The sequence below is a fragment of the Nocardia sp. NPDC051990 genome, assembly GCF_040680755.1.
Taxonomy (GTDB): Bacteria; Actinomycetota; Actinomycetes; order Mycobacteriales; family Mycobacteriaceae; genus Nocardia.
The window spans coordinates 40,215-54,676 of sequence record NZ_JBFAXH010000015.1 but is presented as its reverse complement, the minus strand read 5'-3'; the positions used below and the strand labels follow the sequence as shown (position 1 = coordinate 54,676).

The 14,462-nt window shown below is 66.5% G+C and carries 14 protein-coding genes and 1 pseudogene; 10 read left to right on the top strand and 5 right to left on the bottom strand.

Annotation, left to right across the window (positions count from 1 at the left end; genetic code table 11):
- Positions 1–5: 5 nt before the first annotated feature.
- The 9 genes from AB0L63_RS24065 to AB0L63_RS24025 all read left to right on the top strand — a co-directional run bounded on the left by AB0L63_RS24065 (position 6) and on the right by AB0L63_RS24025 (position 9,333).
- The gene (locus AB0L63_RS24065; protein WP_364504860.1) at positions 6–689 is read left to right on the top strand and encodes a GntR family transcriptional regulator; all 684 of its coding nucleotides are present in this window, start codon (positions 6–8) and stop codon (positions 687–689) included.
- 41 nt (positions 690–730) lie between these two features.
- Positions 731–2,239 (top strand): 5-carboxymethyl-2-hydroxymuconate semialdehyde dehydrogenase, encoded by a 1,509-nt coding sequence (hpaE, locus tag AB0L63_RS24060; protein ID WP_364504858.1) that lies wholly within the window; start codon positions 731–733, stop codon positions 2,237–2,239.
- A gap of 40 nt (positions 2,240–2,279) precedes the next feature.
- Complete coding sequence (hpaD, locus tag AB0L63_RS24055) at positions 2,280–3,434, top strand: 3,4-dihydroxyphenylacetate 2,3-dioxygenase (RefSeq protein ID WP_364504856.1); 1,155 nt, start codon at positions 2,280–2,282, stop codon at positions 3,432–3,434.
- Between the two features lie 36 nt (positions 3,435–3,470).
- Positions 3,471–4,262: a fumarylacetoacetate hydrolase family protein gene (locus tag AB0L63_RS24050; RefSeq protein WP_364504854.1), complete on the top strand. Its 792-nt coding sequence runs from the start codon at positions 3,471–3,473 to the stop codon at positions 4,260–4,262.
- Positions 4,247–5,050, top strand: coding sequence for an HpcH/HpaI aldolase/citrate lyase family protein (locus AB0L63_RS24045; protein ID WP_364504852.1), 804 nt, complete (start codon positions 4,247–4,249; stop codon positions 5,048–5,050). Before AB0L63_RS24050 ends, AB0L63_RS24045 begins: the two co-directional genes overlap by 16 nt.
- A gap of 78 nt (positions 5,051–5,128) precedes the next feature.
- Entirely contained in the window at positions 5,129–6,592 is a 1,464-nt protein-coding gene (locus tag AB0L63_RS24040) for an NAD-dependent succinate-semialdehyde dehydrogenase (RefSeq protein WP_364504850.1), read from the top strand.
- 183 nt (positions 6,593–6,775) lie between these two features.
- On the top strand, positions 6,776–7,222 hold the full coding sequence (locus tag AB0L63_RS24035; RefSeq protein WP_364504848.1) for a hypothetical protein: 447 nt from the start codon (positions 6,776–6,778) through the stop codon (positions 7,220–7,222).
- A gap of 84 nt (positions 7,223–7,306) precedes the next feature.
- Positions 7,307–7,624, top strand: coding sequence for a tyrosine-type recombinase/integrase (locus tag AB0L63_RS24030; RefSeq protein WP_364504846.1), 318 nt, complete (start codon positions 7,307–7,309; stop codon positions 7,622–7,624).
- A 257-nt stretch (positions 7,625–7,881) separates the two neighbouring features.
- Positions 7,882–9,333, top strand: a complete 1,452-nt coding sequence (locus AB0L63_RS24025) for an amidase (protein WP_364504844.1) — start codon at positions 7,882–7,884, stop codon at positions 9,331–9,333.
- Between the two features lie 262 nt (positions 9,334–9,595).
- Here the strand turns inward: AB0L63_RS24025 and AB0L63_RS24020 are convergent, their stop codons facing one another.
- Positions 9,596–9,799 carry a hypothetical protein gene (locus AB0L63_RS24020; RefSeq protein WP_364504842.1) on the bottom strand — a complete coding sequence of 68 codons (204 nt, stop codon included), beginning with the start codon at positions 9,797–9,799 and terminating at the stop codon, positions 9,596–9,598.
- A 137-nt stretch (positions 9,800–9,936) separates the two neighbouring features.
- The gene (locus tag AB0L63_RS24015) at positions 9,937–10,575 is read right to left on the bottom strand and encodes a helix-turn-helix domain-containing protein (RefSeq protein WP_364504840.1); all 639 of its coding nucleotides are present in this window, start codon (positions 10,573–10,575) and stop codon (positions 9,937–9,939) included.
- Positions 10,576–10,695: 120 nt separating this feature from the next.
- Here AB0L63_RS24015 and AB0L63_RS24010 point away from each other — a divergent pair, with 120 nt between their 5' ends.
- The gene (locus tag AB0L63_RS24010) at positions 10,696–11,784 is read left to right on the top strand and encodes a hypothetical protein (RefSeq protein WP_364504838.1); all 1,089 of its coding nucleotides are present in this window, start codon (positions 10,696–10,698) and stop codon (positions 11,782–11,784) included.
- Between the two features lie 230 nt (positions 11,785–12,014).
- Here the strand turns inward: AB0L63_RS24010 and AB0L63_RS24005 are convergent.
- The 3 genes and pseudogenes from AB0L63_RS24005 to AB0L63_RS23995 all read right to left on the bottom strand — a co-directional run.
- Positions 12,015–12,431 (bottom strand): annotated as a pseudogene (locus AB0L63_RS24005) (citrate/2-methylcitrate synthase); the annotation flags it as partial.
- Positions 12,432–12,631: 200 nt separating this feature from the next.
- Positions 12,632–13,825: an Ig-like domain-containing protein gene (locus tag AB0L63_RS24000; protein ID WP_364504836.1), complete on the bottom strand. Its 1,194-nt coding sequence runs from the start codon at positions 13,823–13,825 to the stop codon at positions 12,632–12,634.
- 58 nt (positions 13,826–13,883) lie between these two features.
- Entirely contained in the window at positions 13,884–14,072 is a 189-nt protein-coding gene (locus AB0L63_RS23995; RefSeq protein WP_364505068.1) for a hypothetical protein, read from the bottom strand.
- Positions 14,073–14,462 lie beyond the last annotated feature (390 nt).

The window sequence follows — 14,462 nt, the reverse complement described above, 5'->3', positions numbered from 1 at the left end:
CCGTGGTGGCCGAGACGATCGATACTCCCAGCAAATCGCAGCGCGCGTACGAATGGATCCACGCGCGCATCACCGACCGCAGGTTCGTGCCGGGTTACCGGCTCGTGCTCGGATCGATAGCCGAGACGCTCGGCATGAGCGTCGTTCCGGTGCGTGAGGCCATCCGGCGTCTGGAGGCAGAAGGACTCGTCGAGTTCGAGCGCAACGTGGGCGCTCGGGTCGCCCTGATCGACCCGGCCGAGTACGTCTACACGATGCAGACGCTCGGAGTCGTCGAAGGCATTGCCACGGCGCTCGCGGTCCCGCATCTCACCGACGCCGAACTCGACCGGGCCGCTGGTGTCAACAGCCGGTTGCGGCAGTTGCTCGACGACTTCGACCCCCATCTGTTCACGGTGATGAACGAGCAATTCCACACTGTGCTGTTCGAGCCGTGCCCGAACCCGCACATACTCGACCTGGTGCGCCGGGGGTGGACGCGGATGTCGGGCGTGCGCGACTCCACCTTCGCCTTCGTGCCCGAGCGCGCCCACGAGTCCGTCGACGAGCACGACCACATCATTGACCTCATCCGCCGACGGGCCGATCCGCTCGAGATCGAGCTGGCCGCCCGCGAGCATCGCTGGCGAACGATGAATACCTATCTCGCCCAACGTGATCCGGGTCGCCGCGCCGGCCTCACCGCTTGATCGAAATCCGCACCCCTTCCCGACCTCAAGGAGGAGGAACCATGGCCGACAGCGCACTGCGCAGCCGCCACATCCCTGCCGACCTGCCCGACCGCATCCAGCATTACATCGATGGACAGTTCGTCGACTCCGTCGACGACGACACCTTCGAGGTGCTCGATCCGGTCACGAACGAGACGTATGTACGTGCCGCCGCGGGCAAGAAGGCCGACATCGACCGCGCCGTGCGCGCGGCGCGCACGGCATTCACCGAAGGCCCGTGGCCCAAAATGCTTCCCCGCGAACGTTCGCGGGTGCTGCACCGCATCGCCGACCTGGTCGAGTCGCGCGACGCCCGCCTCGCCGAGCTGGAGAGCTTCGACTCGGGTCTGCCCATCACCCAGGCGCTGGGCCAGGCGCGCCGCGCCGCGGAGAATTTCCGGTTCTTCGCCGATCTGATCGTTGCCCAGGCCGACGACACCTACAAGGTGCCCGGCCGCCAGATCAACTACGTCAACCGCAAGCCGATCGGCGTCGCGGGTCTGATCACGCCGTGGAACACGCCGTTCATGCTGGAGAGCTGGAAGCTCGCTCCCGCGCTGGCCACCGGCAACACCGTGGTGCTCAAGCCCGCGGAATTCACGCCGCTGTCGGCCTCGCTGTGGGCGGGCATTTTCGAGGAGGCCGGGCTGCCCCGTGGGGTGTTCAACCTCGTCAACGGAATGGGCGAGGACGCGGGCGACGCGCTGGTGAAGCACCCCGACGTCCCGCTCATCTCGTTCACTGGTGAGAGCCGCACCGGCCAGATCATCTTCGGCAACGCCGCGCCGTACCTGAAGGGCCTGTCGATGGAACTCGGCGGCAAGTCCCCGGCCGTCGTCTTCGCCGACGCCGACCTCGACGCCGCGATCGATGCGACCATCTTCGGCGTCTTCTCCCTCAACGGCGAGCGCTGCACCGCGGGCAGCCGCATCCTCGTACAGCGCGAGGTGTACGACGAATTCGTCGAACGCTACGCCGCTCAGGCCGAACGCGTGCGGGTCGGCTACCCGCACGACCCGGACACCGAGGTCGGCGCGCTCGTGCACCCCGAGCACTACGAAAAGGTCATGAGCTACGTCGAGATCGGCAAGGGTGAGGCGCGCCTGGTGGCCGGTGGCGATCGCCCCGCCGAATTCCCGACCGGCAACTTCGTGCGACCGACCGTTTTCGCCGACGTGAAGCCGGACGCGCGGATTTTCCAGGAGGAGATCTTCGGCCCGGTCGTGGCGATCACCCCGTTCGACACCGAGGACGAGGCGCTCGAACTCGCCAATGGCGTGAAATATGGTCTGGCGGCCTACATCTGGACCAAAGACCTACAGCGCGCGCACAACTTCTCGCAGGCGGTCGAGGCGGGCATGGTTTGGCTCAACTCGAACAATGTGCGCGACCTGCGCACCCCGTTCGGCGGCGTGAAGGCCTCGGGCCTCGGTCACGAAGGCGGTTACCGCTCCATCGACTTCTACACCGACCAGCAGGCGGTGCACATCACCCTCGGCAAGGTGCACAACCCGACCTTCGGCAAGTGAGCGCCCTTCCCCGATCCCTCAGCGCAGCAAGGCAATAAACATGACCGAACGTATTCCCACCTCCTCCGGCTTCTTCGTCACCCAGGAAGCGCCCATCGTGGCAGCCGATCCGGTACCGACCCCGTCCTCGCCGCCGCCGGACATCATCCGCGTCGCCTACGCCGAACTCGTCGTGACCGATCTGGCCGCCTCCCGCGAGTTCTACGTGGACGTGCTCGGCCTGGTCGTCACCGAGGAAGACGACAACGCGATCTACCTGCGCACGCTAGAGGAGTTCATCCACCACAATCTGGTGATCCGCCGCGGCCCGGTCGCGGCGCTCGCCGCGCTGTCCTACCGGGTGCGCACTCCGGAGGACCTCGATCGTGCCGAGGCCTTCTACACGGAGATCGGCTGCCAGGTGGAGCGGCGCAAGGAGGGCTTCACCAAGGGCATCGGCGATTCCGTCCGGGTCGTCGACCCGCTCGGCTTCCCGTACGAGTTCTTCCACGACACCGAGCACGTCGAACGGCTCGCCTGGCGCTACGACCTCTACACCCCCGGCGCGCTGGTCCGGCTCGACCATTTCAACCAGGTCACCCCGGACGTGCCGCGCGCCGTCAAGCACTATCAGGACCTCGGCTTCCGCGTCACCGAGGACATCCAGGACGAGGCCGGCACCACCTACGCCGCGTGGATGCGCCGCAAGCCGACCGTGCACGACACCGCAGCCACCGGCGGCGACGGCCCGCGCCTGCACCACGTCGCGTTCGCCACGCACGAGAAGCACAACATCCTGGCGATCTGCGACAAGCTCGGCGCCCTTCGCCTGTCCGACCGCATCGAGCGCGGCCCCGGCCGCCACGGCGTCTCGAACGCTTTCTACCTGTACCTGCGTGATCCGGACGGCCACCGCATCGAGATCTACACTCAGGACTACTACACGGGCGACCCGGACAACCCGGTGGTGACCTGGGACGTGCATGACAACCAGCGGCGCGACTGGTGGGGCACTCCCGTGGTGCCGTCGTGGTACACCGAAGCCTCGCTCGTGCTCGACCTCGACGGCAACCCCCAGCCGGTGCTGCCGCGCGTCGAATCGAGCGAACTCGAGGTCACCATCGGCGCCGACGGCTTCTCCTACACCCGCGAACGCGGCCACGACGACCTGCCCGACTGGAAGAAGGGCGAGTACAAGCTGGGCCACCAGCTCTAGCGCGCGAGAAGCCTCCCGACCAGGAAAGGACATCGGATGGCGCTGGATGCCGACACCATCATCACGATCGCGGACGAACTCGCCGCCGCGGAGCGCGATCGCACTATGGTCCCGCTGCTGACCGCCCGGCACCCGGGCATGACGATCGAGGATTCCTATGCCGTGCAGAACGAGTGGCGCCGCCGCGGCATCGCCGCCGGGCGCCGGCCGGTGGGTCGCAAGATCGGGCTGACGAGCAAGGTGATGCAGGCAGCGACCGGCATCACCGAACCCGACTACGGTGCAATCTTCGCCGACGCGGTCTTCGACAACGGCGCAGTCATCGACCATGGACAATTCTCCAACGTCCGCATCGAGGTCGAGCTCGCGTTCGTGCTCGCCGCGCCGCTGGCCGGCCCCGATGTAACCGTCTTCGACGTGCTGCGCGCCACTGAGTACGTCGTCCCGGCACTGGAGATCCTGTCTTCGCGAATCGAGCTGGCCGGCCGCACGATCGTCGACACCATCAGCGATAACGCGGCGTTCGGCGGTCTGGTGTACGGCGGCAACCCAGTGCCGCCCGCGGGGACCGTCGACCTGCGCTGGGTATCGGCACTGCTGTACCGCAACGAGACGATCGAGGAGTCGGGCGTCGCTGCGGCAGTGCTGAACCACCCCGCCACCGGTGTGGCATGGCTGGCGAACAAGCTCGCCCAGCACGGTGACCGGCTGGAGGCCGGAGAGATCGTCCTTGCCGGCTCCTTCACCCGCCCGATGTGGGTCGAACGCGGCGATACCGTGCTCGCCGACTACGGATCGTTGGGAACGGTCTCATGTCGCTTCGTCTGAATCCGACGTTCCGGGACCAGCTGACCCGCTCCGACCGGACGCTCTACGGCGGATGGATCTGCTCGGGTTCGCCGGTCGCCGCGGAGATCATGGCCGGCGCGGGTCTCGACTGGCTGCTCATCGACATGGAGCATGCGCCCAACGGCCTGGAGTCGACGCTGGCACAGCTCTACGCCGTCTCCGGCTATGCGTCGACGCCGGTCGTGCGCGTCCCAGCGGGCGACACGGTGATCGTCAAGCAGGTGCTCGACCTCGGCGCGCAGAACATCCTCGTGCCGATGATCTCGACCCCGGAGGAGGCGAAAGCAGTCGCCGCGATGACCCGGTACCCGCCCGTGGGGGTACGCGGCGTGGGCAGCGCGCTCGCGCGATCGGCGCGATGGAACCGCGTGGACGGATACCTGCAGAACGACGCCGCTCACATCTCCGTGTTCGTGCAGATCGAGACCGTCGAGGGCGTGGCGAACGCCCGTGCGATCGCCGAAACCCCCGGCGTCGACGGTGTTTTCGTCGGCCCGAGTGACCTAGCCGCCTCGATGGGCCTGCTCGGGCAGCAGACGCATCCGGATGTCGTCGCCGCGGTGAAGCGGGCCTTCGCCGGCATAGCCGCGGCCGGAAAACCCATCGGGGTCAACGCTTTCGATCCGGTCGCCGCACGCGACTATGCCGAAGCGGGAGCCCGCTTCATCCTCGTCGGAGCCGACGTGGCGCTGCTCGCACGCGCCTCCGAGAAGCTGGCCGAGACCTACATCGCGAGCACGGATAAGGTTCCCCGTGCCTCGTACTGAAAGGACCCGCACGGCAGCGTCCGCGCGCAGTGGCGTACCGCGAGCCGTGTCCGAGACAATCGCCTCAGGAGTGACGTCATGACCGAACGCGAGACCGTACTGCTTTCTTCCGCCCCCCACCAATTGTTCATCGGGGGCGAGTGGATCGATGCCGCCGGCGGCGGCACCTTCCCGGTACGCGACCCCGCTACCGGCCGGGTTGTGCGCGAGGTGGCCGACGCCACCGCCGATGACGCGATCCGCGCGCTGGACGCCGCCGTCGCCGCACAGGATTCGTGGGCGGCCACCGCGCCCCGCACCCGCAGCGACATCCTGCGTGCCGCTTGGGAACTCGTGCAACAGCACAGTGACGACCTCGCCTTGCTGATGACAGTGGAGATGGGCAAGCCCATCGCCGAGGCGCGCGGCGAAGTCGCCTACGGTGGCGAGTTCCTGCGCTGGTTCAGCGAGGAGGCCGTGCGCATCCACGGCAGATACGGGCTCAATCCCGAAGGCACGGGACAGATGATCGTCTCCCAGCGGCCGGTGGGACCGTCGTTCTTCATCACGCCGTGGAACTTCCCGTTCGCCATGGCGACCCGCAAGATCGCCCCCGCGCTGGCCGCCGGGTGCACGGTGGTGATCAAGCCCCCGCAGCTGACGCCGCTGACCACGCTGTTCTTCACACAATTGCTCGTGGAGGCAGGCTTGCCCGCCGGTGTCGTCAACGTCGTCACCTCCGCGTCGTCGCGCCGTGTCTCGGCACCGATCATCGCCGATCCCCGGCTGCGGAAGCTGTCGTTCACCGGGTCCACCGAGGTCGGCCGCCAGCTGATCGCCCAGGCCGCCGACAACGTCTTGCGTGTGTCGATGGAGCTCGGCGGCAACGCGCCCTTCGTGGTGTTCGAGGACGCCGATCTCGACAAGGCCGTCGAGGGCGCGCTCACGGCGAAATTCCGTAACATCGGCCAGGCGTGCACGGCCGCGAACCGGTTCATCGTGCATGAGGATGTCGCCGACGAGTTCGCCAAACGGATCACCGAGCGGGTCGAGGAGATGAAGATCGGCCGCGGCACGGAGGAAGAGGTGACCATCGGCCCCCTCATCGACGACGACGCGGTGGACAAGGCGGCCGAACTCGTGGCGGATGCGACGGCGCGCGGCGCGGTGGTTCTGACTGGTGGCGCGAAGGTCGACGGGCCCGGCAGCTTCTATCAGCCGACGGTCCTCACCGAGGTCGCCGACGGCAGCGACATTCTCCGGGAGGAGATCTTCGGCCCGGTCCTCGCGATCGCCACGTTCTCCACCGAGGAAGCGGCGGTCCACCTCGCGAACAACACCGAATACGGCCTCGTCTCCTATGTCTACACCCGCGATCTCGCCCGCGGCCACCGCATGATCGACCAACTCGAAACGGGCATGATGGGCCTCAACTCCGGCATCGTCTCCAACGCCGCAGCGCCATTCGGCGGTGTCAAACAGTCGGGCGTCGGTCGTGAAGGCGGCTTCGAGGGCATCCACGAATTTCTCTCCACGAAGTACACCCTCATCCCGAACCATTGACCGTCTGAGGACTGGGGCCGGTCACCAAATCGGACCCGTCAGGGCAATCATCAGTCCCCGGGCCGACCGAACCGGCATCCCGCGACGGATCTGCCGCTGCCTTGATCCCACTCTTCTGCGCGGATCGGCTGAGTTCGAATCACACTCTTCCCATGATAGTACGCGCATGCGTACGATATTCATGTGCGTACTATTGAGATTCCCGAACAGCCGTTCGCGGAGGGCATCGTGCTCATGCCGTGGAAACCCGGTCCGCGCCAGGACGTTTCCGGGCGTGTATTCGTCAGCGTGACCGACTTCCTGGCCCGGTCCGACGAGGAAGTCCGCAGCATCTACGAGATCGGGTACGAGCTGGGGAACACCTGGCCAGTCATGCAGGGTGCGGTGGGCCTGTGGCTGTGGGGCAGGCCCACCGCGCGGCGCGGTGGATCCATCACGGTGTGGGAATCGGAAGAGGACATGCGCCGATTCGTGCGATGGCCGGTGCACGCCAAGATCGTGCGGGCCTGGCGCGGCAAGGTGGGCATCGGCACCGACTCGTGGGAGGCCGACCACTTCGAACCACGACAGGTACTGGAACGCGCGCGGAACACACTCGAACGCCCACATCGCGGCGACGCCATGCATTGAGTTCGACATCACGTGTCCGCACCGTCGCAACTCATGATGGACCCAGTAGCCGGAGCGAGGGCACGCCGCTGAAAGTCCGGGCCGGTGTTCCTTACCGACCGCAAGACCCGCCCGTCGGTGGCGAAGAATGGTGTCGACCCGTCGACCGAACGCGCGCGGCTGTTATACCGGCGCGCGGTCGAGTTGTTCGAGGCTCACACCAGCCATTACGACGAAGGCCCCTATACCTTGCACCAGCTGCGGCACTCGCGGTTGACCCACGCTGCGCAAAAGGGCGCGTCCACGCCGGTGCTGATGAAGCTGTCTGGGCATACGTCGGTTCGCAGCCTCGCGAAGTATGCGCGGGTGTCCGATGAAGGTCTCCTGAACTTCCAGGCCGACACAGATCCCGCCGCGCGGTAGCCAATGGTCGGGCGAACAGTCTGTGGCCGAGGGAGGAACGTGGATGAGTATTGAGACATCTATCCCGTTGCACGGCGCGGCATTCTTATGCCCTGTGCTCATGAAGTTGGCCCGCTGCCGACGCTGTGACCTGGGGTGGGACGACCTGCGATGGCAGAACGAGCGTGTGACTTCACCGGTGCACGTGGTCCGTTCGACTTTCCGTTGCGCGAAGCGGCACTTTATGTCCTCTCCGGCAGGCCAATAGCCTCGATTTCATGGATTGGAATTTTCGGTCGGCGGAAGAACTCGCGGCTGCCTTGCATGTTGGTGAAGTGACATCGGTGGAACTGACCGATGAGGCGATCGCGCGTATCGAGCGGGACGACAAGGTGATCAACGCGATCTGTGTACCGGATTTCGACCGCGCGCGGGCCGATGCGCGCCGCGCCGACCAGGCGCGCGCCCGCGGCGAGGATCGGCCGCTGCTCGGCATTCCGGTGACGGTCAAGGAGTCCTACAACATGGCCGGGCTGCCCACGACCTGGGGCATGCCACTGCAGAGGAACTATGTGCCGGCCGAGGACGCGGTACAGGTGTCGCGGTTGAAGGCGGCCGGCGCGGTGCTGCTCGGTAAGACCAATGTGCCGTTGATGCTGCGAGATATCCAGAGCTTCAACGAGATCTACGGCACCACCAACAATCCGTGGGATCACGGCCGCACGTCGGGTGGGTCGTCCGGCGGTTCGGCGGCGGCCCTGGCGGCCGGATTCGGCGCGCTGTCCATCGGCTCCGACCTCGCCGGTTCGCTGCGCACCCCCGCGCATTTCTGCGGTGTCTACGCGCACAAGCCGACACTCGGGCTGGTGCCGACCCGCGGCATGGTCGCGCCGCCCGCGCCGGCCTTGCCGATCGACCTCGACCTCGCCGTCGTCGGCCCGATGGCGCGCACCGCCCGCGATCTCACGCTGCTGCTCGACGTGATGGCCGGACCGGACCCGCTGACCCACGGCGTCGCCTACGACCTCGCACTGCCGCCCGCGCGCCACGAGCGGCTGTCGGACTTCCGTGTCCTGATCATCGAGGACCATCCACTCATTCCGACCGGATCGGCGGTGCGGGCGGGCGTGAACCGGGTCGCCGAGGCGCTCGTCGACGAGGGCGCCCGCGTCGAACGGCGCAGTCGGCTGCTGCCCGATCCGACCGAAGCGGCGACGCTCTACATGCTGCTGATGCTGTCGAACGCCGCCACGAGCCTTTCCGTCGACGTGTACGAACAACTGCAGACCCGCGCCGCCGCCCTGGGTGCGGACGACCGGAGTCTCGATGCGGCGCGGCTGCGCGGCATGGTGCTCAGCCACCGCGACTGGGTCGAGGCGAACAACCGTCGCGAACGCCACCGCCACGGCTGGCGGGAGCTCTTCGCCGAGTTCGATGCCGTGGCGTGCCCCATCACGCCCACTCCCGCCTACCCGCACGACCACAACGGAGGTCTGGAGGACCGGCACATCGACATCGACGGCGTCGAGTACCCGTACTTCGACCAGCTCGTCTGGGCCGGTGTGGCCACCATGCCCGGCCTGCCTGCCACCGCCATACCCGCGGGCCGGTCCCCCGAGGGCCTGCCGGTGGGAGTGCAGCTCATCGGTCCGATGTTCGAGGACCGCACCCCGCTGCGGCTGGCCGAACTGCTCGAGCAGAAGATCGGCGGCTTCCAGGCACCAGAATAGGGCGCACTACCGGGTGTCCGTCGAGGACGACGTGCGGATTACGAATGACAAGCCGGTCGCACAGAGCACGGTCGATGACGTCGACCGGTAAACCAGCACGATCGACGGCGGGAAGGCCATGACGATCCTGCGGCCGCCCGGACGGTTGGCCCGATGGGTCAGTCGTCGTCGGCGCTGTCGGGGTCACGCAGCGGCCGATGATTTCCGCCCAGATCGGGCAGGTGGAAGGCGTAGTGTCCGTCGATACCGATGTGGTCCCGGATCATGGAAGGTCGATGCCGGTGACCAGCCCGTGCACGATCGGGCGCAGCTTCGGGACGTCCGGGTCTTCGATAACGGGGATCAGCTCGACGGCGTCGGCCGGGATGCCCGACCATTGCAATGATGGAGTGCAGCGATGACCAGCGACGCGACATGGATGCCGTCCCGCCAGGCGAGCATCGATCCGGGTCACGGGTGCCGCCATCGGCCCACCTCACTTGCCCCGGATAACGGGGTCGCTTCGTGCACGGCGCGGCCGGGTCGCCGCTGGGCCGTCACCGTTCTTACCCCGGGTAATCCACTATCCGGGGTAGAAGATCCTGCGCACTGATGTCTGTGTTGTCACTGTGGTCTCTTCTCGGCCGCGTCGAATGCTGGTTCGAGTGGGGCGAGAGCGGCGCGGAGAAGGTCCGGCAATGAGCCGGAGGTGATGAGGAGGCCCGAGGCGGCGGGGATGCCAGTGGTCGGCTGTAGCCATTGTTCGAGCGCGACGCGGACTGCGGCGGCCACACTGGCGGCGAGCACTCGGGCGGTGGGGCCGCGGGTATCGCGGAGGTGGCCGGCGATCGCGTCGGCGAGCGATGGTGTGATCGTGCCGGTGGCGCCCAGGAACGCCGCGCGCAGTGCCGGGCGGGTGGTGATCAGCAGCAGGGTGTCGCGATGATGTTCACCTGGGTCGCTGTATTGCGCCACGATCGCCTCGGTGACGGCATCGGCGAGCCGAGCTTCGGTCGGCCGCGCTGCGACGATGGCCGCGACTCGTGCGTCCCGATCCGCGGTGACGGCGGCGACGATCGCCTGTTCGCGGCTGGAGAAATAGTTGTTGTAGGTCCTCGGCGAGACACCGGCCGCCTCGGCGATGTCCTCGACCCGCACGTTGTCGGGTCCCTGTTCCAGGGCCAGCCGCAGTGCCGCTTCCCGCAGCGCTATCCGGGTGGCCTCCTTCTTGCGCTCACGCAACCCCACCGGTCTCGTCGTCACGGCCCCATTGTGCCACACTCTGCGTTCGCGCAATATTGCGTGCACGCAAGTTTGTTATCTAGTCTGTCGACGGACCACATCCGATCGACAGACGGGATCACGCACATGCGAGGCAAGGGAATGACCTATGACACCGGGTTCGTCCGGAACGGCAGGATGTCGCCGGCGGACTTCGACCCCGCGGTGGTCGAGCGGGAGCTGGCCATCATCCGTGACGATCTGCACTGCAATGCCGTCCAGATCACCGGGGGTGACCTGCAGCGCCTCGAGCTGGCCGCTCAATGCGCCGTCGAGCTCGGGCTCGAGGTCTGGTTCTCGCCGTATCCGCTGGAACTCGAGGCCGCGGAGATCCTGTCGCTGTTCGCCGAGTGCGCACAGCGCGCCGAGCGGCTGCGCAGCGCCGGAGCCGAGATCGTGTTCGTCACTGGCGTCGAACTGACGCTGATGAACCGGGGATTCCTGCCTGGCGACGGCGTCTGGGATCGCGTCGAGTTCCTGTTCGCCGACCCCGACCGCCGCAACGACCGGGTCGGCGAGGTGAGCGCTCGGCTCGACGAGTTTCTCACCGAGGCCGTGGCCGTGATCCGTGAGCATTTCCGCGGCAAGCTCACCTACTGCGCCATACCGTTCGAGCGGATCGACTGGACACCGTTCGACTTCGTGTCGGTCGAGCTGATCCGCTCCGCTGAGGTGGCCGATCAGTTCCGTGCGGGCGTGCGCGAACTGGTCGCACAGGGAAAGCCGCTGGCAATCACCGGGTTCGGCACGGCCACCTGGCGCGGCGCGGCCGATGTGGCGCCGCGCAGCAACGAGATCGTCGAATACGACACCGTTACCGGTGACCCGATCCGGCTGAACGGGGACTACGTCCGGGACGAGGCCGGTCAGGCCGCATACCTCGCCGAGCTGCTGGAGATCTTCGACAACGAAGGCGTCGACAGCGCCTTCGTATTCCTGTTCGCGCTGCACAGCCACCCACACCGCCCCGACGGCGACCCGCGAGACGACCTCGACCTCGCCAGCCTCGGCATCGTCAAGGTCCTGGAAGGCCGCCACGGTGACACCTACCCGGACATGCCCTGGGAACCCAAAACGGCGTTCGCCGCTGTCGCCGAACACTACGGCGGCGGGGCCGACACGCAGATCCGTTGCGACACCGTCCTTCTGCGCGAGGAACGGCTTTCCCCCACGGATCGAGGACAGCGATGAACCGGGTGTCTGTTGCTCAGCACGAGGTCGTCGAGATCACGCTGGGGACGGTGAATCCTTCCGCATGCCGGAGTCGGCGATCGCGGATGTGGGTTTCACCGAGCCGGGCGGTGTGCAGCGCAGGGTGCCGGCCTACGCCAGCCGCGGATTGTGGCGTGTGCGTTACTCCTCGGAAGGACGGCCCGCACCAGTGAGGGCGGGCCGTCCGGGGGAATGTCGTGCCGGCGGCCTCAGCCGACGACGGAACGTTGTGGGACGCCGACGTATTCGCTCAGCGGCCGGATCAGCGCATTGGATTCGCTCTGTTCGATGATGTGGGCGGTCCAGCCGGTGATGCGGCTCATCACGAAGATCGGCGTGAACACCTCGATATCGAAACCGAGCAGGTAATAGGCCGGGCCGGCGGGGAAATCGAGGTTGGGTTCGATACCGGTGGCTTCGTTCATGGTGCGCTCGAGAATCTCGTACATGCGCACCCACTTCTGACCATCGGGCGCGCCAGCGATGTCGAGGAAGGCCTGCTTCATGGTCGGCACCCGGGAGTCGCCGTTCTTGTAGACCCGGTGGCCGAAGCCCATGACCTTCTGCTTGTGCGCCAGCTTGTTCCGCATCCACTGCTCGGCCAGCGCGGGATCGTTGATCTCGATGGCTCCCTGAATATCCCCTACGTGCCGACAACGGCCTGAGGCCGGAAGCCGGCGGGCCGCTCGTGTTCGTCACCGGGTCGCGATGACCACCGCATCATGATTAGTCGCAACCCTTTCGCACGCTGATGCGGGCATGGCCACCGATACCGTAACGGCATGGTCCGGAGTGGTGAATCAGGTCAGCCCCTTACCCCGTTGTGTCATGTGTGGGCGCCGCCGCGAAGCCAGTCGGACCAGGGGATGCTCCAATCGCCGTTCTGCCAGATGTCGAGGGGGTCGCCGCCGGTGTTGCGGACCTCGACTACGTCGCCGGGGATAACGAAGTCGTAGAACCATCCGGCATCGTTGGGGGAGATGTTCAGGCAGCCGTGTGAGACGTTGGTGTTGCCTTGGGCCCACATGGTTGCGGCCAATTCGTGCACGAAGATTCCGTCGTGGCTGATGCGGACCGCATGGTTGATGCTCGTGCGGTAGCCGAGCCCGGAGTCGGTGGGCAGGCCGTAGCTGGCGGAGTCCATGATCACCGGGTCTTTTCGGTCCAGCACGGTGTAGATGCCTGGGCGGGTCCAGAACGACATAACTCTGCCACCGACGGATGCGGTGCCGCCCATGCCCATCGACGTGGGCATGGTACGCACCAGGTTTCCGTTGTCGAAGACCTCGATCTGTTTGGTGTTGTCGTCGGCGATCGCGATGTGCGCGGGCCCGATGTTCACCGACACCTGGCGGTCGCGCAGGCCGTAGCGGCCTTCGCCGAGCGAGAGGCCGAAGAGTTCAGCCGCGATCGTGATCCTGGTGCCCGGTGCGTGATAGTTCTCGGGCCGCCAGTGTGCGTTCTGATCGTCGAGCCAGTACCAGGCACCGGTGACGGCCGGCTCGGTGGTGACCTTCAGGTGGCGTTCCACGGCTGCCCGATCGACGGGTTCGTCGAAATGGGCGACGAGCACGAAACCTACTCCGTAGGTGTCGTTTTCGGCCAGCTCGACGAGATTGGCAGAGCGCAGGGAGACGTCGATGAGCTGTTGCGGTCGCACCGTGGCGCAAGTTGTCGTCGCGGTGACATCGCCGGTTTCGCCGTGAGCCACGGCTTTCGCGATGTAGCTGTGTCCGTAGCCGAGTGGTTCGGCACTGGTCCAGGTTCGATGATCGGGTGCCGATGCGCCCGGCAGTGATCTGCCCGTTTCATCGATCCATTCGACCGACTGCAGCGTCCCGTCGGTGACAGTGATCGTGCCAGGGCTGCGCGCATCGACATTGTGGGTGCCGGGTGGGGGGTCGAATCGGATTGTGGCAGGTTTGCCTGGCGCGGGTTCTCGCGCCCACCCGCATCCGGTCAGAGCGAGGCCACCCGCACCGGCGAAGCCGATCAGCAGCCGACGACGTCCGAATGCCACCGTGTATCTCCCTTCTCCCGGGTAGCTGGACCGACCTCTGTCCGTCAGCATGCGACAGCTACGCGCCGGCCGAGACACGGACGACCAGTATCTCCACCGATCCGTCGCACAACCGATACCGTTCCTCGATCGATCCGGGTTCTCGTAAGACGGTCATCGGCGGTCTGCAAAACCCGTCGTCGACCGTCTTTGCGTTCTGCACGTGCCGTTCGATACGCAGGCTCAGCGTCTCCAACCCCTCGCCGATCAGGAACGTGTTGAGCGGTGAGATCGACGAACCGAGGTCGTGCGGTAGCTACACCCGGGCTTCGAGCGCGAAGGTAGAGCGCGCTCGAGGCCGCGTACACCACGCCCTGGTAGCTGGGATCGGGTTCGACGAAATCCGGGAATCAGGGCTTGTCGTCTGCGCGTACCGTCCAATAGCACCCGCCGCACCGGAACGCGCACGCAGATCGGAACGGAACGGTCGCGACCTGCATTCATCGAATGCTATAGCATTGAAAGCCATTGCAGATGAATGGCTTTCGCCTGCCATCGCGTGGCCTATTCCACAGGAAGGTCTGGAGAGCCGCTCAGGTTCCCGACCGGCGTGGGTACTGGTTGCGGCGAGATCGGCTATCAAGCAGCCCTGCCACCT

What these genes read in the sequence shown, in the direction of transcription:
- hpaE (WP_364504858.1), top strand. Translation starts at nt 731, where the DNA reads ATGGCCGACAGCGCACTGCGCAGCCGCCACATCCCTGCCGACCTGCCC.
- hpaD (WP_364504856.1), top strand. Translation starts at nt 2,280, where the DNA reads ATGACCGAACGTATTCCCACCTCCTCCGGCTTCTTCGTCACCCAGGAA.
- AB0L63_RS24050 (WP_364504854.1), top strand. Translation starts at nt 3,471, where the DNA reads ATGGCGCTGGATGCCGACACCATCATCACGATCGCGGACGAACTCGCC.
- AB0L63_RS24045 (WP_364504852.1), top strand. Translation starts at nt 4,247, where the DNA reads ATGTCGCTTCGTCTGAATCCGACGTTCCGGGACCAGCTGACCCGCTCC.
- AB0L63_RS24040 (WP_364504850.1), top strand. Translation starts at nt 5,129, where the DNA reads ATGACCGAACGCGAGACCGTACTGCTTTCTTCCGCCCCCCACCAATTG.
- AB0L63_RS24025 (WP_364504844.1), top strand. Translation starts at nt 7,882, where the DNA reads ATGGATTGGAATTTTCGGTCGGCGGAAGAACTCGCGGCTGCCTTGCAT.
- AB0L63_RS24020 (WP_364504842.1), bottom strand. Translation starts at nt 9,799, where the DNA reads ATGGCGGCACCCGTGACCCGGATCGATGCTCGCCTGGCGGGACGGCAT.
- AB0L63_RS24010 (WP_364504838.1), top strand. Translation starts at nt 10,696, where the DNA reads ATGACCTATGACACCGGGTTCGTCCGGAACGGCAGGATGTCGCCGGCG.